The sequence below is a fragment of the Ruminococcus sp. OA3 genome (assembly GCF_022440845.1).
Classification (GTDB): domain Bacteria; phylum Bacillota; class Clostridia; order Lachnospirales; family Lachnospiraceae; genus Ruminococcus_G.
The window spans coordinates 1,313,162-1,338,019 of record NZ_JAKNTO010000001.1 but is presented as its reverse complement, the minus strand read 5'-3'; the positions used below and the strand labels follow the sequence as shown (position 1 = coordinate 1,338,019).

Below are 24,858 nucleotides of genomic sequence, written 5' to 3'. Positions count from 1 at the left end.
TTATTTTCCTGTCCCTGATTTTACCACATTGATATGCTTTTTGCAAACATTTGTTCGTTGTCAGGAGGAAAGCAGAAACTCTGACATTACAGCATTACTCACCGATATCCCGGCTCTGGAGAGCCTTACCCTGCCATCGGCATGTTCCATCATTCCCAGCTTTACAAATCTGTCGATCACAGCGCCGTAAATTTCGTCCATGCTCTTTCCAAACAATCTGAAAAATCGGTTCTCTGATACCCCCTCCGTCATCCGAAGCCCCAGGAACATGAATTCCTCCATCTGTTCCCGGACAGACAGAGTTTCCCTGTTTTTCCGAATGCTGTCTGGATCTTTGCTTCCGCCGAGGTATTCATCCATGTTCTCCGTATTGGAGAATCTCTTCTCCCCGATCAGAGAGGCGGCACCAAGTCCAAGCCCAAGATAGGGTGTCCTCATCCAATACCCGACATTATGGCGGCATTCGTACCCTTCCTTTGCAAAATTTGAAATTTCGTACTGAGCATATCCGAAAATTTTTAACAGTTCTGTCGTATCCCAGTACATCTGCCTCTCTTCCTCCTCCCCGGGCAGGTCGAGTTCCTGTCCGGCAAACGGGGTACCAGGCTCCACGATCAGACTGTATGCGGAAATATGTTCAGGTGAAAAGGATGCCACAGTCTCAAGGCTCTTCATCCAGGACTGCTGCGTCTGGCCTGGCAGTGCCATCATCAGATCCACATTAATATTTGAAAAACCGGCATCTCTGGCTTCATTAAAATTCTCCCGGAAATCCCGGAACGTATGAATCCTGCCGAGTCGTCTAAGTTCACTGTCATCTGCTGACTGCAGCCCCATACTCAGTCTGTTGACACCGGCCTCCCGGTAAACTGAGAGTTTTTTCCGGTTCAATGTGCCGGGATTTGCCTCCATTGTAATCTCAGCGTCTGCTGCAAGCCAAAACCTGTCTCTTATTTTGTCCAGAAAACGCCGAATCCATTCCTCCTGTATAGCAGACGGCGTACCTCCGCCGATAAAAACGGAAGATATCTCCGTACTGTCCGAAAGCCAGGTGTTTTCTATTTCTTCAAGCAATGCTTTTGCATAGGCTTCCTGCCGCGGCGTGTCTGCCGGTCCGGACAAAAAGTCACAGTATTCACACTTTCTCACACAAAATGGTATGTGCAGATACAGCTCCGTCACCTGTTTCATCATTACCTCTTTTCAGGATGAACATCGTGTTCACTAAGTTGCTTTCGTTTGCATCCCTCAACTAAGCTCATGCTTCGCATTCGCTAAGGTTCGGGATGGACCTCGCACTAAGCTCACGCTTCGCCTGCGGCCCGTGTTCACTAAGTTGCTTTCGTTTGCATCCCTCAACTAAGCTCATGCTTCGCATTCGCTAAGGTTCGGGATGGACCTCGCACTAAGCTCACGCTTCGCCTGCGGCTCGTGTTCACTAAGTTGCTTTCGGTCAAGGGGGATGGTACAAACTGTTGTTGTCCCATCCCCCTGCTTTTTATTTATCATCCAATTTCAAAACGCTCATAAACGCTTTCTGAGGTATCTCCACATTTCCTACCTGACGCATGCGTTTCTTTCCTTCTTTTTGCTTTTCCAGAAGCTTACGTTTACGTGAAATATCTCCTCCGTAACATTTTGCAAGTACATCTTTCCTCATTGCCTTTACTGTCTCGCGGGCGATGATCTTGCTGCCAATCGCGGCCTGAATCGGTATCTCAAACAGCTGACGCGGTATTTCCTGTTTTAGCTTCTCACACATTTTTCTGCCGCGCTCATACGCGGATTCCGAGAACACAATAAAGGAAAGAGCATCTACTTCCTCGTGATTTACCAGAATATCCAGTTTCACAAGTTCGCTGCGCTCATAACCCAGCATTTCATAATCAAACGATGCATATCCCCTGGACCGGGATTTCAATGCGTCAAAAAAGTCATAGATTATTTCATTCAAAGGCAGGTGGTATCTCAGAAGTGCCCTTGTGGTCTCCATATATTCCATTCCCTGATACTGTCCGCGACGTTCCTGGCACAGATCCATGATCGGACCTATGAATTCAGTTGTCACCATGATCTCCGCTTTTACCATCGGTTCTTCCATATATTCAATCTCTGACGGGTCGGGAAGATTCGACGGATTCGTCAGTTCAATGACTTCCCCGTTTGTCTTGTATACCCTATACACAACGCCGGGCGCCGTCGTCACGAGATCCAGATTGTATTCTCTTTCAAGACGTTCCTGTATGATCTCCAGATGAAGCAGACCCAAAAATCCACAGCGGAATCCAAAACCAAGCGCTACCGAAGTCTCCGGTTCATAAAATAAAGAAGCATCATTCAGCTGAAGCTTTTCCAGCGCATCTCTCAGGTCCTGATATTTGGCACCGTCTGCCGGATACAGGCCGCAGTATACCATAGGATTGACCTTTTTATATCCAGGAAGTGGTTCTGCACACGGGCGGTCGTTATCTGTGATTGTGTCACCCACACGTGTATCCTTAACATTTTTAATGCTGGCTGTCAGATAGCCAACCATACCGGCGGACAGTTCCTCACACGGGAGAAACTGTCCTGCTCCAAAATATCCCACTTCCACGACTTCTGCTGTTGCTCCTGTCGCCATCATCCGGATGCTCGTCCCTTTTCTGACGCTTCCTTCTTTGATACGGCAGAATACGATAACACCTTTATAGGCATCATAAAGGGAATCAAAAATAAGTGCCTGCAGCTCTGCCTCTGGATCCCCTTCAGGTGCCGGAATCTTTTTTACGATCTGTTCCAGTACTTCTTCAATATTTGTTCCCAGTTTTGCCGAAATCTGCGGTGCATCCTCCGCCTCAATACCTATGACATCCTCAACCTCCTGAATTACCCGTTCAGGGTCTGCACTCGGCAGGTCGATCTTATTAATGACCGGCATGACATCCAGGTCATGGTCCATTGCAAGGTAGACATTCGCCAGGGTCTGCGCCTCTACGCCCTGGGCTGCATCCACGATCAGGATTGCACCGTCACAGGCTGCAAGGCTTCTTGAAACTTCATAATTAAAATCGACATGCCCCGGGGTATCGATCAGATTGAAAATATACTCCTCGCCGTCGTTTGCCTTATATATAATGCGCACCGTCTGCGCCTTGATTGTTATTCCGCGTTCCCGCTCCAGCTCCATATTATCCAGAACCTGTGACTGCATTTCCCTCTCGGTCAGCAGACCTGTCTTTTCAATAATACGGTCTGCAAGTGTTGACTTACCGTGGTCAATATGCGCGATAATACAGAAATTGCGGATTTTACTCTGGTCTACTGCCACACGTATTCCTCCCAAATGTACAATGTTTTCCTGATATTTGCCGGCATCGGTATTCCGATGCTAACTCAGTATTATAGCACACCTGCATTCGGCTTGTCATTCACCTTTTAAGACTTTATTTAAAATATAGGCAAACGGCTCCATCGCGTTGCGGGCCTCCTCCACTGTATTCGTCTGTGCACCTACCTCCAGCAGGATGGACTTTGGTCTCAGATCCAGGTTATACCGGTACCCCTTCAGATACACACATCTGGTGAGTGTCGGATAATATCCCGCTGCTTCATACTCCAGGCGAAAAGAAAACGCCAGATTGGCAATCACATTGTCATTCGGCAGATAGTCAAGCGCTCCGCTCTCATTTGTATAGCTCAGCCCATTAAAGTACATGATCTGTGCCGTCGGCTTTCCGTTGATATCCGTCACCAGGTGTTTATCCTCCGACACCCCGTCTCTGTGCAGATCGATGATCACCTCTATGGATGGATTTTCTTCCAGAATCTGCAAAAGGCCGTCGCGGGCGGCATTGTATGCTTTGCTCCTGTCGATCTCACCATCGATAATGTCAAATGTCTGTGTGTCATGGAGCACCTGATAGCCATACTGCTCTGTGAGAATCTGCGTCAGGTAGTCCCCCACTCCCGTTATCCAGGTGGAGGTATCATTCGGGTCAGAGTCCACAAACTGTTCCTGAGAATGTGTATGATAGATCAGGATCTGAGGCTGTGAATTATCCTGCTGCATGGTAAGATCATGCTCCATCAGCGTATCAATATTCAATGTATCCTCACCGATCGTCGTATTCGGATCCACAACAAAAAAATGATTCAGCAGATAATCAAAATTACGCAGACTTTCAAGCGAGATGTCAAACAGCGGATTTACAGGATTTACCGTCTCCACCGTATCCTGCGTCTCATCCTCACTCTGTTCTTTCTGTGCGGCGGCTTCATTTTCGGCCTCCACGGCTTTTCCCTGATTTTCACCCAGCAGCCGTTCCGCAAGGGTTCTCCCATTCATCTCAAGAATACTTTCACATGTTGATTCATCTTCAAGAATCACCGTCTCATCTTCTGCCTGTGTCGTATAAAATAAACCGGGCATATATATGGAAACAGCCTGTTCCGTCAGCCCAATACCAATACGTTCCAGTAAAAGCTGCCTTCTCGCTGCATCATCCTGCCGGAAAATCCATACTGCCTGCATCACATTATAAATGCCAAATCCCAGCATCAACAGAAAAAACAGGCTTTTTAATATCGTGTTTTTTTTCCTCAATCGGCATCACCTCATATCTATATATGAAGCTGCCTCCCATGTTATACTTCATTCAGTGCGATATTTAATCCTTCTGATATGGTATAACTTAAATTTTTCACTGTTTCGTCCACATCTTTTGGCGTCACAAACATACTGTGAAGCTGCGGTGTAATCAGCTCCGACAGAAATTCTTCCATTTCCGCTTCTTCAAGAGTCTCCAGAAGATGTTCCATAGCGTCATGCACGATCGTTGCCGCATCCACAACTGTTGGAACCCCAATGGCAACGACCGGCACCCCCAGCGTCTCCTGGTTCAGGCCATTTCTGTGATTCAGCACACCGGAACCCGGATTAATACCGGTATCAGTAATCTGAATCGTACAGTTCAGCCTCTTCGTGCTGCGTGCTGCCAGTGCATCAATCGCAACTACAATATCCGGTTTTGTCTCCCGGACGATTCCCTGCAGTATCTCAAGTGTCTCCATACCGGTCTGTGCCATAACACCCGGTATAATGCTGCTCACAATATGAACGCTTCCTTCACCTACCGCTGCCGCCCCATATTCCTTTACGATGTGACGGTTAATATCCAGATTTCGTACAACCTCAGGTCCCAGCGCATCCGGTGTTATATCCCGGTTCCCGAGACCGGCTATGAGCACAGACTTTTCCTTCTTCAGTCCCATGACTTTTCGGAGATGATGAGCCAGCTCCTTCGAGACCTCACGATGGTAATCCTCGTCCGGAACTGTCAGATTCGGAGCTTCCATCGTAATATAAACACCTTTTGGCTTTTCCATAATTTTGGCCCCGCGGTCGGTCTCAATAATGACAGTCGTTGTCTTTATCTCTTTTTCTCTGTCATAGCGTTCCCTGATAACGACCCCTTCAATTTCTACGTTGTCCTTTTCAAACTTCTCTTTGCTCTCCACAGCCAGGTCTGTACGCACGCGGTACTTCGATATCATATCTTCCGATCTCCTTGTCATAGATTTTCTACTATCTTCTGCACTTTCTCCGTGAAATATGTATTCAGGGCAAAGAGTCCAAAAAGCGGGGCAATCAAATACCGCCGGCAAAAAATTTCGCCGGCGGTTCTCATACTACATGATCATCTTAATTTTTAATCATTACATATATTCGTCTACATTATCAGCTGTAACAGGAACAAATGGTACCCAGAGAACATTTCCGGTCTCATCCAATGTAAAGTCTGTTCCCTCATTCAGCGGTTTTCCATCCACGAGATTTTGTGCAGATTTCATAGCTGCAACTCCCTGTCCCTCTGCATCCTGGAATACCGTCATAGCCAACGTGCCTTCTTTGATTGCCTGGCATCCGTCAACTGTAGCGTCTACACCAACGATCGGAATCGAAGCAGGATCAAGCCCTACAGATTTCATAGCTTCGATCGCACCCAGAGCCATAGCATCGTTGTTGGAAATAATGCAGTCATAATCAATTGTTGTCAGAAGAGGTGTGATCATATCCTGTGCTGTCGCACGATCCCAGTCTGCAGCCAGCGGAGCTGTTGCCTCGGTTGCCGTAATACCGGCATCTTCCAAAGCCTGAAGACAGGACTCTGTACGCTGCGTGGTAGAGGTCTGTCCGATCATACCGTTCAGCAGGATATATTTTATTTCTGTCTTGCCCGCTGCCTTAAAGTGCTCGGCCAGATATTCTCCCTGATATTTTCCGGATTCCATCTCATCAGATCCTGCATATACAACGCTTTCACTTAATACAGATTCTTCTGTCGGATATCTGTTGATAAGTACAACTTTCATATCACCTGCCGCCTCGACGATCTGAGAACATGTCGCCGGGTCAACCGGATTTACAATAATCGCTTTCTGTCCGTCGTTCTTTGCGGTCTCAACAAACTGAAGCAGTTTGCTGGTATCATTCTGGGCATCCTGTGTTACCATGTTTACGCCCATGTCTTTAGCTGCATTCTGCACGCCGGTTTCCAGCGTCGAGAGAAATTCATCCCTGTTGCTGAGAATCAGTGTGACCGTCCCCAGATCCCCTGAGCCTTCTGCCGACTCATCGCCTGCATCTGAATCTTTTGCAGGTGCAGCATCTCCCTCTCCGCCTGCATCCGAATTTTCTGCAGGTGCAGCGTTCTTTTCCTCACCGCCGCCACAGCCGGACAGCATTCCCAGCGCTAATACTCCAGTCAGTAAACATGCAATTAACCTTCTCTTCATAAACCTTTTCCTCCTATACCTTTTTTGACACTCCTAACCTTTCGCCACTGAAGGCTTTTTTCTGTAATCGCCGCCATCATAAAAGTTTTAGTAAAAAAGAAGACCTCAATTCCTTCAAAAGCCTGTCAATTGACTAATTTTATTGTACAATTTCAGTCTGCATTTGTCAATTGATTTTTTGTTTTGCTCACGTAAAAACAGGCCTTGGCATTTTCCTGTCCAGCAAAAGCCGGGCAGGAAAATACCCCGTCTGAACTGTTACGATTTCTATTCTTTTCTGCCACATTTTCATGAAATATGTATTGACAAACAAAAAGAAGTGTCATAAAATATATAAGCATGTGTATGTTAGAGTTTCGTGTCACTCTAATATATGAAAAATCAGAAATCAGAAAAAATAATAAATCATCAAATGATTATTGGAGGTGTACGTTTTGGCTAATATTAAATCCGCAAAAAAAAGAATCCTGGTAAACAGAACTAAGGCTGCCAGAAACAAAGCAATCAAATCTGCTGTAAAGACTTCTATCAAAAAAGTAGAGGCAGCAGTTGCAAATAAAGACAAAGAAGCAGCAAACAGTGCTTTATTGGAAGCTATTTCCACAATCGACAAGGCTGCTGCGAAAGGTGTGTACCACAAAAACACATCTTCCAGAAAAGTCTCCCGTCTGTCTAAAGCAGTAAATACAATCGCATAATTAAATGACGCAGGAAAGAACAGCCATCCCGTCAGTGGCTGTTCTTTTTTTATGCTTTCTTAACACGGACCCCGCATTTCTTTTGCCATTTTAATTTCCTTCCTGCTATTCTGTAACTAAAGAAGGAGGGATCCATATGACAAAAGCAATTCCTATCACGAATACACATACAATGCATAACACCAGAACAAAAGAGATACTCTCCGCATGCAGCCCTGCCGCTGCATTGCTGTCGGTATTTTTCGGACTTCCAGTCCTCACGCTCGGCGCTGTGTTTGCAGTATGCTATCTGATCATGACGCCTGTTGCATGGCTGTGCGGCTGGCCTCTTTGACAGCCGGCTGCATACAGCGCGGCATCATGCCGTGCTGTATTTTACTATCAGCAGCTCCACGCTCATCACGTCAGTCAGACGACCTGTTTTTACCTCTTCCTCGGCCTGCAGGAAATCATTCAATGCCTCCTGGAGCATTTGCTTTTCGTATTTGCCTGCATATCCCATATAATTTCGCACCACAAAACTCTGCACCCCGATTTTAGAAGCCATCTCACTCTGGCTGTACCCCGCCGCCGACAGCTCTTTTATCTGCAGCAGGTGGTTGAATTGCCTTGCCAGAAGAAATAGTATCCGCATCGGCGGCTCTTTCAGCTCAAGCAGATCATAATACAGCTTAAGAGCCTGTTTCTGGTCTTTCTGAGCAACCGCACGCACCATATCAAAAATATGATTGGCCACCTGCACAGAACATACGGCTTCAATATCTGCCGTCAAAATCACATCACGCCCCGCGGTATAGGCAAGCAGCTTTTCCAGTTCATTTTCAATCTGATACATATCATTTCCGGTACATGACAGAAACAGTTCCATATCCTGTTTTGTAATTTTTCTGCCCTCTTTTTTCAGAGTTCCAAGTACCCAGCGCATCAGCGTGCTTTCATTCTGTCTGGTAAATTCCACAATTCTCCCTGCACTTTTTACCGCCTTATACATACGGCTTCTTTTGTCTATCTCTTCCTCCACAAACAACAGATACAGATAGTCCGGCAGCTGTGCGATGTAGTCGGGCAGTTTCTCGCACTGTCCCTTAAAAAAGCCGGTCTCCTCAAGGATGAGCACTCTGCTCTGGGCCAAAAACGGCAGCGTTTCCCCCAGATCGATAACTTCTCCCGGTGAAATTCCCTTCCCCCGAAACGTCGTACGGTTCATTGTGTCATCCTCCGGAAGCCAGGCTGCAGAGAGCTTGTCCCGGTACTGCTTTTTCAGATAACCTTCTTCTCCGTAAAACAGATAAACATGTTTAAATTCATTATTTTTAATATCTTCCAATATACTTTTCATACAACTACGATACTCATTTTATCCCACTTTGTCAACGTCTGATTTTCCCAGAAAGCTTTTGAGCCTCAGCCTTTCTCTCCCATCCGTTTCAAGCATCACCGCCCCTGTTTCCGCGGTCTGCCAGATCTCTGCCCCCGCACGTTCAATACGTTTTACCACCTCCGGATGCGGATGTCCATACCTGTTATCCGCACCGCATGATATAAAACAGATATCAGGCATAGCCTCACTCAGAAATTCTTTCGCCGTTGAGGAAACGGAACCATGGTGGGCAACTTTCAGAAGCTGGCAGGAGATATCTTCTCCGGCAACCTGTTCCTCTGCTTTCCCGCAAAGATCTCCCGTAAAAACGGCTGAAAATTTTTTAAGTTCAATTTTAAATGTAAGCGAACCACTGTTTTCATCCTCAGGAGTCTCATTTTGCGGCGGATGTAGTATCGTAAAACTAACATCGCCATCCTGGATCCGATCCCCCTTTTTCAGATAGATAACCGAAATGCCTGATGCCTCAGCCGTCTCTGTCAGTTTTCTTTCACCGGTTGTTTTCATCCAGTACGGCAGCAGCAATTTGTTTATGCGCAGAGAAGTTCGGCGCTCCCTGATCGCTGACAATATTTCCATTATTCCGTTCATATGGTCTTCATCACCGTGTGTAACAAACACCCCCTCGAGGGTCTGAATTCCGCAGCTCTTCAGATACGGTAAAATCCGATAGGTTCCCACATTACCCGTGCTGCTGCTCCCTCCGTCCAGCATATAGTGTGATCCTGACGGTAAGCTGAACACAAAAGAATCTCCCTGGCCGACATCCAGCATTGTTATCCCCAGTCCGCCCGGAAGACGAAAACACAGACATATCACAGCTGCCACAGGCAGCAGCAGTTTCCATACACTTTTCTCCCGTTGTTTTGTACTCCTGTTCACCAGTAAAATCCATACCCCTACCACGAAATAATAAATCACCATTTGAATCTGCGATGGTTTTCCCAGTATCCAGGAAGCAAACGGAATTCTGTTCACAATCTGCAGTACCCCATCATATAATTCCAGCACCATCTTCCCGGGCAGGAGCAGCAGCCTCCCTGCATCTGCTGAAATCTGCCCTGCCAGGCAGCCTGCCGCCCCGGACCCCAACACCAGCGGAAGCATTGGAAGCAGCAGCAGATTAATCAGCGGGGCAAACACAGGCAGCTCATAAAAATAGTACAGCGTCAGCGGAAAAGTCATAACCCACACAGCCCCAAAAGAGCGCATGGCGCTTCCCGCTTTTTCCATCCGCTTTAGTGCCGGCAGTATCAGACCGATGCCCATCACCGCTGCATAAGACAGTAAAAAACCACTATACCACAGATATCCCGGATATTCGGCCAGGATCAAAAGTGCTGAGAGAGCCAGACCAGACATCAGATCATATGTCCTGCCAGTCAATCTGGCCCCTGCAGTAAGAGCAAACATGATAACAGCCCTCATAGCAGAGACACTGGAGCCCGTAAAGAGTCCATATCCCACCATCAGAAATGCGGATATACACCCTGCCATTCTGCAGCCACACCCCAGTTTCATTAAAAGGCGGAATACGCCCATTCCTATAACTGTCAGATGCAGTCCTGAAATCGCCAGTATATGCATAATTCCCCCCATCTGATAGGCGCTTCTGGTCGTCTCTTCCAGCAGGCCTTTATCCCCCAGGACCATTGCCGCAAGAACCCCTGCCTCCCCGGGTGCCTCCCTCTGCAGAAAACTGCTCATATCCTCCCTGATGCCGGCGAGGAAATTGCGTATCGGATAGCCGCTTCCATCCAGGATCTCGATCGTCTCAGCACTCATCAGTGCATCAATCTTCTGGACAGCGTGATAGAATCCCTGATCAAACTGACCCGGATTGGTGGGTCCCGGGATGCTGTACAGCTCTCCAGTCACAAGGAGCACGCTTCCTGTCATAAACGATTCTTTTTTATCTAATTTAATTTTAATGTTTCTTATGGAATAACGTCTGGTCTGAATGACCAGTTCCGTCTCTCTCAGATAGAGATAAGATGTGTCGCTTTTTGTCTCCAGCCGGAATACCCTTCCCAGTGCCCGGCACACGGCGTTTTCCTCTGAATACGCCGCTACTGCTTCATTCGGTCTGGGCCCGCCCGCATAGGTGACCCCAAAAACTTCCAGAAGCCAGATGCCTGCCATGATCACAATACACAGCAGGCATAATGGTCGTTTATTCATCTGTATCCTCCACCAGGCTCATGTCCTGAACAAAGAACTGATCCAGGCTGATACTGTCAAGATACTTCACCTTGGTATCTCCCGTAATTGAAATCTGAACCTGTTTCACATTCCCTGTCCGCGTCAGTGAATTGACTATGGAGTACACCGGAATCTCCGCCAGCATATTCGGCGCCATATCCAGATACGCCTTGCTGAGATTTACATAACATACACCGTCTGCAACTGTAACTCCCAGAATCCTCGTTTCCGGCGGGATCGTTGCGATATGCCCCTGCTCCTTCGGACCCTTCAGCAGCTGTTCTACGATCACGCGCTCCAGAGGCATGCTGGTACTGTAGTAGACACTTCGGTTTTCTTCTAACAGCCGGTCACCACTTTCATTCGCGAAATACAGTTTCATCGTCACGGACTGATACGCATTGATCTCACTGCCGGAATTCTCGACAAAAGAATCGGCGTTCATAAGCTCCACATCTTTGCCGTAAGAATCTTTCAGACGTTCGCCTTCAACCTGAAATCCCACACAGGAAACTCCCGGTATCTGAGTGAAAGTTCTGGCCAGACTCGCACGGATCAACACTTCCTCCGTCTTATCAATCCCTGTATACGCCTGATTAAAGTTAAGCCAGAGCACATCTTCAGATAGTTTCGTATTTATCAGATTTACCCCGTCCGGCAAAAGTGCTGTGCCTTTCTCCTCCTGAAGTTTTTCAAAAACCTGTGTGCACATCTCAGTGACCATGTCCTCCGTACCGGTACTCTCCAATACGCATTCCGTATTTACTACCCTGCTTTTCTCTTCACTTACATAATACAGCTGATACTCGCTGTCAGTTTTTTCCTCCTGCTTCTCGCCGGCACATCCGACTGCCAAAAGGCAGAATACTGACAGGAATATCCCATATAATATCTTTTTCATGACTTCCCTTCTGACTGACTTTTAATCAATATATGTGAGCGGTATTCTTACAGAAAATGTAGTTCCCTCATTCTCCTTGCTGTAAACTTTTACCGCACCGTGGTGCATCAGAACAGCACTTCTGGTGATTGCAAGTCCCAGACCGGTTCCCCCAATCTCCCTGGAATGTGATTTGTCAACGCGGTAGAACCTTTCAAAAATATGATCCAGGTTGTCCTCCGGTATCCCTACTCCGGAATCAGCCACCGTCACATAAAAGTATTTGTGGTCAGCATTCAGAGAAACCCGCACCCAGCCTCCATCCACATTATATTTGATCGCATTCTCCACGAGATTGGAAAGTGCAAGCGTCAGTTTTACCTCATCAACTTCGGCATTAACCGGACGGAAGCTGTCCAGGATCAATTCAATATTCTGCTTCGCAGCGATCGGCTTCAGACGTTTCAGTATAAGCTCCAGAAGCTCGTTGATATTTATGGATTCTATATTGAGGTCGGCAGCTTTCTTATCCAGCTTCACCAGTGAGAGAAGATCTGTGATGATCTTATTCTCACGGTCAATCTCTTCCGTGATGTCCTGCATGAACTCCTGATACATCTCGATTGGTACATTCTCCTGACCCACAAGTGAATCCGCCAGCACTTTAACCGATGCGAGCGGTGTTTTAAGCTCATGAGAGACATTCGAGACAAACTCCTGCCTCGACTCATCCAGTGTTTTGACTCTGCTGAGCATCTTATTGAATGCATCCGTGATCAGTTCCGTCTCCGTATAATCGGGTACAGAAATGTTCTCATCCAGATATCCATCTGTGATATCCTCAATTGCCTTGGTGACACGTGCAAACGGTTTTACGAGAATCCCGGACAGAATATAGCCAAATACCAGAACCAGAAGCGCGATGACCAGAAGCAGCAGCATGCCTTTCTGTTCCAGAATATCGATGCTGACGGCAATCTCATCCGTTGATACACTGACGAGCATGACACCGCTGATCTCTTTCTCACCACGAGACTCCTGAACAGGGACCGCTATCTCGATAAAGCGGTTTTTGCTGTCATACTGGCTGGTATCCTGACCGCGGAAGCACTTCACGACTTCCTCTGAAATGATAACCTTCCCTTTATCCAGATCATACGTGTCAAATATGATTTTGTAGTCCTTGTTTATGATAAGGATCCTTCCGCTGTAAATATTGGAAAACAGCGACAACTCCCCATCCACTGAAGCGGACTCAGAGTCCTCAAAATACTGTTCCGATATCAAAAGGTTCGACAGGATATCACACTGATTTTTAACGTTTGAATTGCGAAGAGAGATAGCCCTGTCTTCATAGCTGCTCACAATTCCGTTTTCCACAACAATGCTCGGCACAATTCCGATGATGACCAGAATCAGCATGATCCTGAAACGCAGACTCTTAAAAAACCTGAAATTTTTCGTTATATTAAGCCTGGAAATAGTAACCCACTCCCCACTTCGTATGCACGTACTTCGGATCACTCGGATTCGTCTCTATCTTTTCCCGCAAACGTCTGATATGTACGTCCACCGTCCTGACGTCCCCCAGATATTCGTAACCCCAGATGATCTTGAGCAGATTTTCCCTGCCGTAAACTTTATTGGGGTTAAATACCAGAAGCTCCAGCAGATCAAATTCCTTGGCTGTCAGATTGATTTCTTTCCCCTGAATATACACGCGTCTACTCTCGCAATCCAGCTTCAGTCCGTTGATCTCCACAACTTTTGCCTTTTCTTCCTTGGCTGCCGGTTTCGAAGTCCTTCTGATGATAGCCTTAATTCTCGCCTTGACCTCCAGAATATTAAACGGTTTTGTGATGTAATCATCCGCGCCGTACTCAAGACCCAGGATTTTATCCATATCCTCCCCCTTCGCCGTCAGCATAATGATCGGCACCTGGGAAAATTCTCTGATCTGCTGACATACCTCCAGACCATTGAGTTTTGGAAGCATCAAATCCAGCAGGATAATATCGTATTCATTATTTTTTGCCATTTCAAGGGCTTCTTCGCCGTCGTAAGCACATTCGACCTCCATATTGTCCTGCTCAAGACTGAACCGTATGCCCTTTACGATCAGCTTTTCGTCATCCACGACCAGTACTTTTTTACTCATATTTTTTCACTCCTCAATTCACTGTGATGCTCTCTTTTATCTTTTCAAACGTCTTGTCCGCAATCCCGTCAACCTTTTTGAGTTCCTCAGTATCCTGAAAGCCTCCGTGTGCTTCCCGATATGCCAGGATTGCTTCTGCCTTGGCCGCGCCAATTCCTGTTAGCTCCATCAGTTTCGCGGCATCCGCCGTATTAATATTGATTTTCCCATCCGTCTGCCCCTGCGTATCCCCATCGCCAGCCTGCACGGCCGCCTCGGCCTCTGCCAGAGTCAAAACGTTGATCTGTTCACCGTCGGACAGCTGCCTGGCCTGATTCAGATTCCCGGCACACGCTTCCTCCGTCAGGCCTCCGGCAGCTTCCACCGCATGAATCACTCTGCTGCCCGCTTCCAGTTCATAAACTCCCGGAACAGCCACTGCACCGCAGATATAGATACAGATGTTCTCCTTTTCATCAGCTGCCGGCCCCTCAGAATCGGTTTCCTTTTCCGGTGTTTCATCCAGTTCATAAACCGTTTCTTTCCGGCAGCCCCCAAGAATCATCATACATACCAGGCACAGAATCAATTTTCTTTTGCTTTTTCGCCAAAGCTTTTCCATGGTTTTCCTCCTCCGCATTCAACGCGTGAAGTCCTCCCAAAAGCCTCTGCACAGCTATACTCATTGTAACGAATTTAAGGTGTGATTACAAGTCATTTTTCCCATTTAAAAATGACGATGCCGGCAATGGCAATGAGTACTCCAATGATCTTCTGCCATTCAAACGGCTGGCGCTCAGTCCCAAACATGCCGAACACCTCAATCAGGTACGCCACAGCAAGCTGTGATATAACGATCAGCATGACTGCCTGTGCCGGTCCGAGAGCACCCATGCTCTGTATAACAGTCACCGTGATAAATGCCCCTATAATGCCTCCCAGAAGTGTATACTTATGATCCACTGCAAACAGCGTTCCCACTTCCGGACGTCCCGTAAAGAACCACGCAGCCACACAGACTGCAAATGCAGTCAGCTGTACCCAGCCCGTGGATACCCAAAGTCCCGCCTGCTTTGTCACTTCCGTATTAAATACACCCTGTACACTCATCAGCGCCCCCGAAAGCAGAGCGATCAAAATTCCAAACATAAAAATAACCTCCGGATTCCTTTTTCATGTAGGATATCCGAAGGCTCATACATTTATGCTTTTTCTTTAATTCTCCCTCTTTTTTGTCTGAGTGAAAAATGTGTTAACCAGTCCATAAAATCCGTAAATACCGGCGCAGAAAGCAGCACGACGACGGCCAGTGAAAGGCCAAGCAGAAGCACAGTCTCCACCAGCCAGTTCATCGCCAGAAGCTGATCACTCCACGCTTTCATACAGGAATAGAAAAGCCCGTGAAACAGGTAGATCGGCATTGTACGGCTGCCAGCGTCCGAAAACCTGCACTTTGCCTCCGGCAATACGATTAAAAACAACATCGTGACGGTAAAAGAGATCCCATAGCAGACGAGACGTATCAAAATTCCCTCAGCGGTATCCTCCTGGAGATAATTATAATCGTATCTTCCATAGAATACCTTTGCGGAAAGCCCGTATCCCACTGCCATCACCGCCAGAAGCATACCCACAAACACAAACATCATATAGGCGGTCTTCTCCGAAATATGAGCACGCAGCTTTGTGATCCAGTGCCTTTCAAAATGTACCCCGAACAGAAAGAACGGATAGAACACCAGCATCCGCGGAATTGTAAGGAAATTGTCATCGATGCCGGAGCAGCCTACCCACAACCCCAGTGCAACTGCAACCACCAGATGTCCCGGAACTTTTTTAACCCAGGGCGTAATGAGTTTCCATATGAACAGCGCCATCAGATACCAGAGCGAAAATTTCGGATAAAACAGATACAGTTCTGTTTCTTTGTGTATCACCAGTACATACAGCAGATAATACAGCACCTCAAATACAAGATACGGGACGGCAAGCTTACGTATCAAATCCCATATGGTCGTCTTCCTTTTTGAAAAATAACCGGATATAAAGACAAAAGCCGGCATGTGGAACGAAAAGATCGCCCATTTTAACACACGGAGTATTATATTTTCATCTGGCGCCAGCTCAATAAAATGCCCCACGACCACCAGCACAATGAGCATGGCCTTATAATTGTCAAATAAATAATCTCTCTGTTGTTCACCTGCAGCCATAACAAGATGCTCCTTTATATTTGCCAATTGCAGAAAAAAAAGTTATAGTTATTATGATAAAAACTTAAAAGAAGGAAATCTTATGAAAAAACGAATACTACTCACAGCCGCCTGCCTCTGTCTTCTTGGAGCCGGACTGGTTCTGTATAAAACGATAAACCGCACACGCCCCATACGCATCGCCTGCGTCGGCGACAGCATCACCTGGGGAGCCTACCTGAAAGACCGCAGCAAAGAATGCTATCCTTACCAGCTCGGACGCCTTCTGGGAAGTGAATATACCGTAAAAAATTTCGGAGTCAATTCTGCTACAGCACAAAAAGACGGTGACAAACCCTACTGGGAGCAAAAGGCTTTCATCAAAAGCACCTCCTGGAAACCTGATATTGTCATTCTGATGCTCGGCACAAATGACACAAAGGCAAAGAACCGAACCGGTATTGACAACTTCGCAGACGATTATGCTGAATTGGCAGATCACTATATTTCCTGTTCTTCCAGTCCTGATGTCCTGCTGATGACGCCGCCTCCAATTTTCACCCCCGCAGGTGAAGATTCCCCACGTTTTGATATGCACCGCGAGACATTGGAACAGGAAATTTCCTCCATTCTTAAAATTGCCGATGAAAGGGGACTCACCGTTATCGATCTGCACGATGTGCTGGACGGTCAGTCCCAGTATTTTCAGCCTGACGGTGTCCATCCGGACAGTGACGGAGCCGGCATCATTGCCCGCACCGTATATGAAGCGTTAAGCTGACAGGCTTTTTTTCAGTTTTTCTATCATCTCATCCACATGTTCTTTCGTGATAACCAGCGGCGGAACGAGACGCAGGACATCGCTTCCCGCCGAGATCACAAGCAGTCCGTTTTCAATTGAGCGGTTTACCACTTCGCCTACAGGCCTACCTGTGATCACCAGCCCCTGCATCAGTCCTCTCCCGCGGCGTGCAGCAATGCAGTCATACTCTGTGACCAGCTGATCCAGCTTCTCCTCCAGATACGGCGTCACTTCCCTCACATGCCCGAGTATATCATCTTTTTCAAAGAGTTCAAATACCTTTGAAACAGCTGCACAGACAAATGGATTTCCACCGTAAGTGGTACCATGGTCCCCCGGCTGAAGCGACGCCTTCGCAACCTTCTCATTCATCACAAATGCTCCAACAGGTACTCCGCAGCCGAGAGCCTTTGCACAGGTCATGATATCAGGTTTTACGCCGTACCCCTGCCACGCAAAATAATGTCCTGTCCTGCCCATACCACACTGGATTTCATCCAGGATCATCACGATATCATGTTCATCGCAGAGCTTGCGGATGCCTTCCAGAAATTCCGGTTCTGCCGGATAAATTCCGCCCTCGCCCTGCACGGTCTCCAGAATGACCGCACATGTTTTGTCCGTGATCCGTTCTTTCACGCTGTCCAGATGATTATAGACAGCAAACTTCACGCCGCCCATCAGCGGTTCAAAAGGCTCCCTGTAATGTGCATTCCCAGTCACCGACAGTGCTCCTATGCTCCTTCCATGGAACGAATGCTCCATCGCAATGATCTCATGTCCGGCATGTCCGTCACGCTGAAAGGCATATTTCCTGGCTGCTTTGAGAGCACCCTCTATCGCCTCTGTACCGCTGTTCGTAAAGAATACTTTATCCATGCTGCTGGCAGCAGTCACTTTTTCCCCCGCTTCCATCATCGGCACATTGTAATACAGATTGGACACGTGCATCAGTTTGTCGATCTGTCTCTTCAGCGCGTCCGCATATCCCGGATAGTTATACCCCAGTGCACACACTGCGATACCGGCAGCAAAGTCCAGATACTGTTTTCCTTCCACATCATAGAGGTACACCCCGTCTCCTTTATCAAGAACGATCGGAAACCGGTTATAGGTATGCAGGATATATTCTTCTGACGTTTCCATTAACTCAGTTGTCTTCATGATAAAATTTTTCCTCATCTTCCCGTAAAATAGCTGTTCCAATACCTTTGTTCGTAAATATCTCGAGCAGCAGGCTGTGCGGTATCCTTCCGTCCAGAATATGGACACGGTTTACCCCTTCGCTGATCGCATCAATACAGTTTTTCAGCTTCGGAATCATTCCCCCTCCGACATTTCCCTGCTCGATCAGCCGAACTGCCTCTTTCACCCTCAGTTCAGAAATCAGGCTGTCCGGGTCGGAAGGATCACGGTACACGCCTTCAATATCTGTAAGGAAAGCCAGCTTCTCCGCATTAATCGCCTCAGCGATCGCACACGCCGCATCATCCGCATTGATATTATATGTCTGAAAATGAGCATCCAGTCCAACCGGACACACAATCGGAAGAAAATCTTTCTCAAGAAGGTCATACAATATCTTCGGATTCACTTCCCTGATATCCCCGACGAACCCGATATCCTCACCGTTTGATAATTTCTTATCCACTTTCAGCAGACCGCCGTCCTTGCCGCTGATACCGACCGCCTTAATACCCAGGGACTGTACAAGTGTGACAAGTTCCTTGTTAACTTTGCCGAGAACCATCTCCGCCACTTCCATCGTGTCTGCATCCGTCACCCGCAGCCCGTTCACAAAGTGCGGTTCCATTCCTACCTTACCGACCCAGCGGCTGATCTCCTTCCCGCCTCCGTGCACAATGATCGGTTTAAAACCAACCAGCTTCAGCAGTACAACGTCCTCGATCACGTTCTTCTTCAGTTCATCGTCAACCATCGCACTTCCGCCGTATTTGACCACCACGATCTTCCGGTTGAAACGCTGAATATATGGAAGCGCTTCAATCAGCACCTCCGCCTTATCCAGATACATCTGATTCACCATAATTTCTCCTCCGCTTATGAACGATAATCCGCATTAATTTTCACATAGTCATATGTCAGGTCACAGCCCCATGCCGTAGCAGTTGCATCCCCCATCTTCACATCGGCAACTGCTGTCACTTCTTTTTCGGATAAAATCCTGGTTGCCTCCTCTTCGCTGTAATCAAGAGCAACTCCATTCTCAACAATTTTAAGTTTGCCTGCCCTGCTCTCAAAGAACAGATCTACCTTTTCCGGGTCAAACTGTGCCCCTGAATACCCCATCGCACACAGGATCCGCCCCCAGTTGGCATCATGGCCGAAAATTGCCGCCTTAGTGAGAGAGGAAGTCACAATTGATTTCGAGAGTGTCACCGCCTGCTCCTTGCTCCTGGCGCCGGTCACTTTCACTTCGAACAAAGCAGTCGCACCCTCACCGTCTGATGCTATGGCTTTCGCAAGCTCCGTGTTCACTTCGTGCAGCGCCTCTTTAAACGCGTCATATGCCTCATTTTTCTCCGTTATCTTCGCATTTCCCGCCATCCCGTTTGCCATCAGCAGGACCGTATCATTCGTAGAGGTATCGCCGTCCACTGAAACCATATTATAGGTATCGCAGACAACGTCACTCAGCGCTTCCTGCAGCAATTCCTTGGAGATATCCACATCCGTAGTCACAAATCCGAGCATTGTACACATATTGGGGTGGATCATGCCGGAACCTTTGCACATACCGCCAACCGTTGCCGTAATACCGTCGATTTCAAAGGTAACAGCCGTCTCTTTCTTGACGGTATCGGTCGTCATGATCGCCTGCGCTGCCAGCGTACCTGCCTCCAACGTATTCGATAGTATCGGAACCAGTTTCTCGATTCCCTGTGCCAGATTCGTCATCGGAAGCTGTGCTCCGATCACGCCCGTCGACGCGACAAGCACAGAATCTTCAGGGATACCCAGCACACCCGCTGCGATTTCAGCGGTCATCCTGCAGTAAGAATACCCCTCCTCACCGGTACACGCATTCGCCACACCGCTGTTGCAGACTACCGCCTGTGCAAACGGCTTATGATACACCTGGTTCTGGTCCCATTTGACCGGCGCTGCTTTCACCACATTCGTCGTAAACGTACCGGCAGCCACACAGGGCTTTTCACTGTAGATCATCGCCATGTCTTTCCTATTCCCCTTTTTAATGCCGGCAGCTATCCCGGCAGCCTGAAATCCTTTTGCGGCCGTCACGCCGCCCTCTGTCTTTTTCATACTGATCCCTCCTTCTATCCGTTTACGGGAACATCGGAACCTGATACAGGCCCTCCGCCTCCTCAAATCCAAACATGAGATTCATATTCTGAACCGCCTGACCTGCCGCGCCTTTGACCAGATTATCCATAGCACCCATCATAATGATACGGTTGGTACGCGGATCTATCTTGAAATTCACATCCACATAATTACTTCCTTCCACCCACTTAGTCTGGGGGCAGACATCCTTATCCAGAACTCTCACAAACCGCTCACCGCTGTAATAGTTATCGTAAACCGCTTTTATATCCTCATAAGAGACTTCCCTCTTCAAAGACGCATAAGCCGTCACCAGGATCCCCCGGTTCATCGGCACGAGATGCGGAGTAAAATTAATGCGGATCTCAGCACCGGCAGCGTAACCGAGCTGTTCCTCAATCTCCGGTGTATGCCGGTGTGAAGCCACACCATACGCTTTTATATTTTCATTTACCTCACAGTAAAGATTATCTGCCTTCGCTCCGCGCCCCGCGCCCGACGTTCCCGACTTTGCATCAATAATGATCGTACTGCCTTCGATCAGTCTCTCTTTCAGCATCGGATAGATCGAAAGCGTACTGCAGGTCGGGTAACATCCCGGATTCGCGATCAGACGGGCTTTTCTGATATCTTCGCGATTGATCTCACACAGACCATATACCGCCTCCGGCAAAAACTGCGGTGACTGATGTTCGATCTTATACCATTCCTCATACACTTTCACATCTTTAATACGAAAATCCGCACTCAGATCCACAATTTTCGTTTTTCCAAGAATTTCTTCATTTACGAGTGATGCACACAGCCCCTGCGGTGTGGCTGTAAAAATAACGTCCACCTCTCCCGCAAGCTCCTCCATGTTATCATCACGACAGATATTTTCCACGATCTGAAACATATTCTGATAAACTTCATAGTATTTCTTATCAATATAACTTCTGGAACCATACCAGGCAATATCCACTTCTTTATGGCCGAGCAGCAGCCTGACGAGCTCTGATCCTGCATAACCGGTAGAACCGATAATTCCCGCTTTTATCATCTGTTTTCGTCTCCTTTAATCCATGTTTTTCCACTGCAATTTATCATTTTCGCCAAAAGGGCACTATTTTTATCATATACCAAATTGTGAAATTCGTAAAGTATTCTTTGCAGCTCCCCACATTTGTATAATTATACATCTGCGCGGTATAATATTCAAGTATTTTTTTTAATTCCGGGATTTCCTCTTGCATAATCAATGAAAATGATGTATATTATGCTCTAGAACATACAGCGGCCCATTCGGACTGCATAAAACCATGACGGAGGATAAGGATTATGAAAGAAAAAGTAGTATTGGCATATTCCGGCGGACTTGATACAACAGCAATCATTCCCTGGTTAAAAGAACATTTTGATTATGACGTTATCTGCTGCTGCATCGACTGCGGACAGGGAAACGAGCTTGACGGCCTGGACGAAAGAGCAAAACTTTCCGGCGCCACAAAGTTATATATTGAAAATATTATCGACGAATTTTGTGATGATTTCATCATGCCCTGCGTAGAGGCAGGTGCTGTATATGAACACAAATACCTGCTCGGCACATCCATGGCACGTCCGGTCATCGCTAAAAGACTGGTTGAAATTGCAAGAAAAGAAGGTGCGACTGCGATCTGTCACGGTGCTACCGGAAAGGGGAATGACCAGATTCGTTTTGAACTTGGAATCAAAGCCCTCGCCCCGGACTTAAAGATCATTGCACCATGGAGAATGACAGATGTGTGGACCATGCAGTCCCGCGAGGATGAGATAGAATACTGCCGGCAGCACGGCATCGACCTTCCATTCTCTGCCGACAGCAGCTACAGCCGTGACCGAAACTTATGGCACATCAGCCATGAGGGTCTTGAGCTGGAAGATCCGGCAAATGAGCCGAACTATGACCACATGCTGGTACTCGGAGTGACTCCTGAGAAAGCTCCTGATGAAGGCGAATACGTGACCATGACTTTTGAAGCAGGCGTTCCGAAAACACTGAACGGCAAGGCTATGAAAGTATCCGAGATCATCACCGAGCTGAACACGCTCGGCGGAAAGCACGGTATCGGCATCGTCGATATTGTGGAAAACCGTGTTGTCGGCATGAAGTCCCGCGGCGTCTATGAAACACCCGGCGGAACCATCCTGATGGAAGCTCATGATCAGCTGGAAGAACTGATCCTGGACCGCGAAACACTGGAGACAAAGAAAAAACTGGGAAGCCAGTTTGCACAGATCGTATATGAAGGCAAATGGTTCACACCGCTGCGCGAAGCAATTCAGGCATTTGTAGAATCTACTCAGAAATATGTGACCGGAGAAGTGAAATTTAAACTGTACAAAGGCAACATCATTAAGGCAGGAACTACTTCCCCGTACAGTCTTTACAATGAATCTTTGGCTTCCTTTACCACTGGTGACCTGTATGATCATCACGATGCATCCGGATTTATCACACTGTTCGGTCTTCCACTGAAAGTCCGTGCGATGAAGATGGCTGAGACCGAAGAAAAATAGCATCATACAGTAAGTGATTATAAAACACAAAAATTCCCCGCAGCGGATGATATCCTCTGCGGGGAATTTTTGTGTCAGGATCTAAAAAATTTATGAAGGCTTTTGATCCATTTTCCATTTTTGTCCATCAGACACAGCTCAAAGTTATATGACTGACTTCCGTTATACGGGATATTCTCATCCATCAGGAATACGTTTCCTGCATTGTAGAATTCACCGCCGTAATTACGGTAGCTGCGGATCCTCTGCAGGGTACCGCTCTTCAGGCTGTACCGGTAAATTCCATTTTTATACACTCCGGCATACAGATAGTTCGCATCTGCGTTTGCTCCTTTTATCTGTTCATTTCCACTCACATAGAATAATGTACTGAAGCTGCCAAAAAGCGTCGTCCTGCTGCACACCGACCCATGACTCCTGTTATAATAATAAATTTTCCCTTTTTCGAGCGCCAGCAGCTGTGCCCCTGCGATCGTCTTTACCGCACCCCCATCCACGCTCACGCGGCAGAGTGTATACCTGGAATATCCTCCCTTATGATAAAATACATACTGACCGTCCGTCGTAATATCACGGACCCACGTGTTAGCTTCGGCAGTACAGATTTTTTTACGGGAACTTCCGTCCAATTTCATTTTATAGATACCGGTCGGCTGCAGGTCAAAACCATAGTTGTCCGTCTTATACGTTGTAAAATACAGCCACCCGTCAGCTGATGCCAGTTCTCCGCCACGCGTAATCTCTCTGAATCCGCTGCCGTCCAGATTCATACTGCATATGTAACGGCTTGATCCACCTGTTCCGTATGCTTTATCATATACCATATAAAGTTTCCCATTACAGATGTTTAAATTTGAAAATCCATTGCGGTTCTTCACGGTTTTCAGTGCCTTTTTATCGCTGCCATCCTGCCTTACGCGGTAAATACCTTCACGCCATCCGTAATACACCCAGCCGCCGCTGTAGCAGGCCGTTCCGCCCCACAGCATATTGGAAGCGGTATTTCCCAGCACCCCCGCCTTTCCGATCAGGTGCCCGTCACTCGCAAACCTGTATTTAGCTCCTCCGATGGTTTGAACGCCCCTGACCATGGCTCCTTTTGATCCTTTGCTTCCGGCCTTCTGGAAATAATACTTCTTCGAACCAATCGTCTGCCAGCCCAACAGCACTCTTCCTTTTCTTCCGTAGACACCGGCACGCTGAAAGTAGAAACGTTTTCCGGAAATGTTCTGAAAACCGGTCAGCATCCTTCCTTTTCTTCCATATACTCCCTGCTGCTGAAAATAATAAGTATTCTCACCAATGGTCTGCCAGCCGAGCAGCAGCCCGCCTTTCGATATACTCGTTCCGCCGCGGATAAAGTAGAAGACCTGTCCTCCGATCGTCTGCCAGCCTGTCACCTTTTTTCCGTTTTTATAATAATAGATTTTCCCGTTTGCGCTTGCCCAGCCCTTCTTATCACTGGCAGACGCCCTTGGCTGTACGCCTTCAGATACAGCTTCCGGAAGCTCCTCCGCCTGCGGCAGAACCTCCGGCAGAGTCTCTTGCGGTTCAGCAAAATCCGCATCCTCTTCCGGAAGCGGTTCTCCGGTTATTTCTTCAACTCCCGCTTCTGAAGTCCCCTCTTCGGGCGGAGTTGTCACCTCATCGTCTGTATCCTCCTGACCAGGCACCTCCAGCTCTGTATCCTCCATTCCGGTATCCGGCATCTCCTCCTGCTCGGCTTCCCCCGTCAGCACTGCTCCTTGCCCATCAGGATTCAACCCTTCTGCAAGAGCAGATACCGTCATGCTGAAGACCAGCGCTGCCGTCAGCACTGCTGTTCCCATACGTTTTAACATGTGTTCCCTCCTCATATCTATTTTCCTTTATTTTACTCCTTTTCCCTTTACATTCCAATACCTGTCAGCAAAACATAAAAATGAATCCCCGGTCTTTACTT

At 47.5% G+C, this 24,858-nt stretch carries 22 protein-coding genes; 4 read left to right on the top strand and 18 right to left on the bottom strand.

The features are described from left to right. Positions 1-60: 60 nt before the first annotated feature. The 5 genes from hemW to MCG98_RS06105 all read right to left on the bottom strand — a co-directional run bounded on the left by hemW (position 61) and on the right by MCG98_RS06105 (position 6,777). Positions 61-1,191 carry a radical SAM family heme chaperone HemW gene (gene hemW, locus MCG98_RS06125; RefSeq protein WP_240300910.1) on the bottom strand — a complete coding sequence of 377 codons (1,131 nt, stop codon included), beginning with the start codon at positions 1,189-1,191 and terminating at the stop codon, positions 61-63. Positions 1,192-1,498: 307 nt separating this feature from the next. Then, entirely contained in the window at positions 1,499-3,310 is a 1,812-nt protein-coding gene (gene lepA, locus MCG98_RS06120) for a translation elongation factor 4 (RefSeq protein WP_345891626.1), read from the bottom strand. Positions 3,311-3,406: 96 nt separating this feature from the next. Then, the gene (locus tag MCG98_RS06115; protein WP_240300901.1) at positions 3,407-4,585 is read right to left on the bottom strand and encodes a stage II sporulation protein P; all 1,179 of its coding nucleotides are present in this window, start codon (positions 4,583-4,585) and stop codon (positions 3,407-3,409) included. A 41-nt stretch (positions 4,586-4,626) separates the two neighbouring features. Beyond that, positions 4,627-5,535 carry a GPR endopeptidase gene (gene gpr, locus MCG98_RS06110; RefSeq protein ID WP_240300900.1) on the bottom strand — a complete coding sequence of 303 codons (909 nt, stop codon included), beginning with the start codon at positions 5,533-5,535 and terminating at the stop codon, positions 4,627-4,629. 162 nt (positions 5,536-5,697) lie between these two features. Beyond that, on the bottom strand, positions 5,698-6,777 hold the full coding sequence (locus tag MCG98_RS06105) for a substrate-binding domain-containing protein (RefSeq protein ID WP_240300898.1): 1,080 nt from the start codon (positions 6,775-6,777) through the stop codon (positions 5,698-5,700). 434 nt (positions 6,778-7,211) lie between these two features. Between MCG98_RS06105 and rpsT the strand changes: the two genes are divergently transcribed. Both rpsT and MCG98_RS06095 read left to right on the top strand, forming a co-directional pair. Beyond that, positions 7,212-7,475 (top strand): 30S ribosomal protein S20, encoded by a 264-nt coding sequence (gene rpsT, locus MCG98_RS06100; protein WP_240300896.1) that lies wholly within the window; start codon positions 7,212-7,214, stop codon positions 7,473-7,475. Between the two features lie 136 nt (positions 7,476-7,611). Then, positions 7,612-7,809: a hypothetical protein gene (locus tag MCG98_RS06095; protein ID WP_240300895.1), complete on the top strand. Its 198-nt coding sequence runs from the start codon at positions 7,612-7,614 to the stop codon at positions 7,807-7,809. Positions 7,810-7,833: 24 nt separating this feature from the next. Here the strand turns inward: MCG98_RS06095 and holA are convergent, their stop codons facing one another. The 8 genes from holA to MCG98_RS06055 form a co-directional block, all read right to left on the bottom strand. Further along, positions 7,834-8,814, bottom strand: coding sequence for a DNA polymerase III subunit delta (holA, locus tag MCG98_RS06090; protein WP_240300894.1), 981 nt, complete (start codon positions 8,812-8,814; stop codon positions 7,834-7,836). 18 nt (positions 8,815-8,832) lie between these two features. Continuing rightward, positions 8,833-11,037, bottom strand: a complete 2,205-nt coding sequence (locus MCG98_RS06085) for a DNA internalization-related competence protein ComEC/Rec2 (RefSeq protein WP_240300893.1) — start codon at positions 11,035-11,037, stop codon at positions 8,833-8,835. Further along, the gene (locus MCG98_RS06080) at positions 11,030-11,959 is read right to left on the bottom strand and encodes a GerMN domain-containing protein (RefSeq protein WP_240300892.1); all 930 of its coding nucleotides are present in this window, start codon (positions 11,957-11,959) and stop codon (positions 11,030-11,032) included. The genes MCG98_RS06085 and MCG98_RS06080 overlap by 8 nt, the downstream gene beginning before the upstream one ends. A 21-nt stretch (positions 11,960-11,980) precedes the next feature. Next, on the bottom strand, positions 11,981-13,462 hold the full coding sequence (locus MCG98_RS06075; protein ID WP_240300891.1) for a HAMP domain-containing sensor histidine kinase: 1,482 nt from the start codon (positions 13,460-13,462) through the stop codon (positions 11,981-11,983). Beyond that, a complete protein-coding gene (locus MCG98_RS06070; RefSeq protein ID WP_240300890.1) occupies positions 13,407-14,096 on the bottom strand; it encodes a response regulator transcription factor in 690 nt (229 codons plus the stop codon). Before MCG98_RS06070 ends, MCG98_RS06075 begins: the two co-directional genes overlap by 56 nt. Positions 14,097-14,109: 13 nt before the next feature. Next, positions 14,110-14,697: a ComEA family DNA-binding protein gene (locus MCG98_RS06065; protein ID WP_240300889.1), complete on the bottom strand. Its 588-nt coding sequence runs from the start codon at positions 14,695-14,697 to the stop codon at positions 14,110-14,112. A gap of 92 nt (positions 14,698-14,789) precedes the next feature. Then, a complete protein-coding gene (locus MCG98_RS06060; protein ID WP_240300888.1) occupies positions 14,790-15,224 on the bottom strand; it encodes a DMT family transporter in 435 nt (144 codons plus the stop codon). A 53-nt stretch (positions 15,225-15,277) separates the two neighbouring features. Next, positions 15,278-16,288 carry an acyltransferase family protein gene (locus tag MCG98_RS06055; RefSeq protein WP_240300887.1) on the bottom strand — a complete coding sequence of 337 codons (1,011 nt, stop codon included), beginning with the start codon at positions 16,286-16,288 and terminating at the stop codon, positions 15,278-15,280. A gap of 82 nt (positions 16,289-16,370) precedes the next feature. Between MCG98_RS06055 and MCG98_RS06050 the strand changes: the two genes are divergently transcribed. After that, positions 16,371-17,048, top strand: coding sequence for a GDSL-type esterase/lipase family protein (locus MCG98_RS06050; protein ID WP_240300886.1), 678 nt, complete (start codon positions 16,371-16,373; stop codon positions 17,046-17,048). Here the strand turns inward: MCG98_RS06050 and MCG98_RS06045 are convergent. Genes MCG98_RS06045 through argC form a run of 4 tightly spaced genes read right to left on the bottom strand, consistent with a single transcriptional unit; the run spans position 17,040 to position 21,417 of the window. Next, entirely contained in the window at positions 17,040-18,233 is a 1,194-nt protein-coding gene (locus MCG98_RS06045) for an aspartate aminotransferase family protein (protein ID WP_240300885.1), read from the bottom strand. The two genes, MCG98_RS06050 and MCG98_RS06045, sit on opposite strands and share 9 nt — an antisense overlap. Then, positions 18,220-19,116, bottom strand: a complete 897-nt coding sequence (gene argB, locus MCG98_RS06040; protein ID WP_240300884.1) for an acetylglutamate kinase — start codon at positions 19,114-19,116, stop codon at positions 18,220-18,222. Before argB ends, MCG98_RS06045 begins: the two co-directional genes overlap by 14 nt. Positions 19,117-19,130: 14 nt before the next feature. Further along, the gene (gene argJ, locus MCG98_RS06035; protein ID WP_240300883.1) at positions 19,131-20,354 is read right to left on the bottom strand and encodes a bifunctional ornithine acetyltransferase/N-acetylglutamate synthase; all 1,224 of its coding nucleotides are present in this window, start codon (positions 20,352-20,354) and stop codon (positions 19,131-19,133) included. Positions 20,355-20,376: 22 nt separating this feature from the next. Further along, on the bottom strand, positions 20,377-21,417 hold the full coding sequence (gene argC, locus MCG98_RS06030) for an N-acetyl-gamma-glutamyl-phosphate reductase (RefSeq protein ID WP_240300882.1): 1,041 nt from the start codon (positions 21,415-21,417) through the stop codon (positions 20,377-20,379). A gap of 278 nt (positions 21,418-21,695) precedes the next feature. Here argC and MCG98_RS06025 point away from each other — a divergent pair, with 278 nt between their 5' ends. Further along, the gene (locus MCG98_RS06025; RefSeq protein ID WP_240300881.1) at positions 21,696-22,916 is read left to right on the top strand and encodes an argininosuccinate synthase; all 1,221 of its coding nucleotides are present in this window, start codon (positions 21,696-21,698) and stop codon (positions 22,914-22,916) included. A 74-nt stretch (positions 22,917-22,990) separates the two neighbouring features. Here the strand turns inward: MCG98_RS06025 and MCG98_RS06020 are convergent, their stop codons facing one another. Next, a complete protein-coding gene (locus tag MCG98_RS06020) occupies positions 22,991-24,757 on the bottom strand; it encodes a DUF5050 domain-containing protein (RefSeq protein ID WP_240300880.1) in 1,767 nt (588 codons plus the stop codon). Positions 24,758-24,858 lie beyond the last annotated feature (101 nt).

Coding starts and splice junctions, on each gene's coding strand:
- hemW (WP_240300910.1), bottom strand. CDS start 1,191: ATGAAACAGGTGACGGAGCTGTATCTGCACATACCATTTTGTGTGAGA.
- gpr (WP_240300900.1), bottom strand. CDS start 5,535: ATGATATCGAAGTACCGCGTGCGTACAGACCTGGCTGTGGAGAGCAAA.
- MCG98_RS06105 (WP_240300898.1), bottom strand. CDS start 6,777: ATGAAGAGAAGGTTAATTGCATGTTTACTGACTGGAGTATTAGCGCTG.
- MCG98_RS06095 (WP_240300895.1), top strand. CDS start 7,612: ATGACAAAAGCAATTCCTATCACGAATACACATACAATGCATAACACC.
- holA (WP_240300894.1), bottom strand. CDS start 8,814: ATGAAAAGTATATTGGAAGATATTAAAAATAATGAATTTAAACATGTT.
- MCG98_RS06085 (WP_240300893.1), bottom strand. CDS start 11,037: ATGAATAAACGACCATTATGCCTGCTGTGTATTGTGATCATGGCAGGC.
- MCG98_RS06080 (WP_240300892.1), bottom strand. CDS start 11,959: ATGAAAAAGATATTATATGGGATATTCCTGTCAGTATTCTGCCTTTTG.
- MCG98_RS06070 (WP_240300890.1), bottom strand. CDS start 14,096: ATGAGTAAAAAAGTACTGGTCGTGGATGACGAAAAGCTGATCGTAAAG.
- MCG98_RS06065 (WP_240300889.1), bottom strand. CDS start 14,697: ATGGAAAAGCTTTGGCGAAAAAGCAAAAGAAAATTGATTCTGTGCCTG.
- MCG98_RS06060 (WP_240300888.1), bottom strand. CDS start 15,224: ATGTTTGGAATTTTGATCGCTCTGCTTTCGGGGGCGCTGATGAGTGTA.
- MCG98_RS06055 (WP_240300887.1), bottom strand. CDS start 16,288: ATGGCTGCAGGTGAACAACAGAGAGATTATTTATTTGACAATTATAAG.
- MCG98_RS06050 (WP_240300886.1), top strand. CDS start 16,371: ATGAAAAAACGAATACTACTCACAGCCGCCTGCCTCTGTCTTCTTGGA.
- MCG98_RS06045 (WP_240300885.1), bottom strand. CDS start 18,233: ATGAAGACAACTGAGTTAATGGAAACGTCAGAAGAATATATCCTGCAT.
- argB (WP_240300884.1), bottom strand. CDS start 19,116: ATGGTGAATCAGATGTATCTGGATAAGGCGGAGGTGCTGATTGAAGCG.
- argJ (WP_240300883.1), bottom strand. CDS start 20,354: ATGAAAAAGACAGAGGGCGGCGTGACGGCCGCAAAAGGATTTCAGGCT.
- argC (WP_240300882.1), bottom strand. CDS start 21,417: ATGATAAAAGCGGGAATTATCGGTTCTACCGGTTATGCAGGATCAGAG.
- MCG98_RS06025 (WP_240300881.1), top strand. CDS start 21,696: ATGAAAGAAAAAGTAGTATTGGCATATTCCGGCGGACTTGATACAACA.
- MCG98_RS06020 (WP_240300880.1), bottom strand. CDS start 24,757: ATGTTAAAACGTATGGGAACAGCAGTGCTGACGGCAGCGCTGGTCTTC.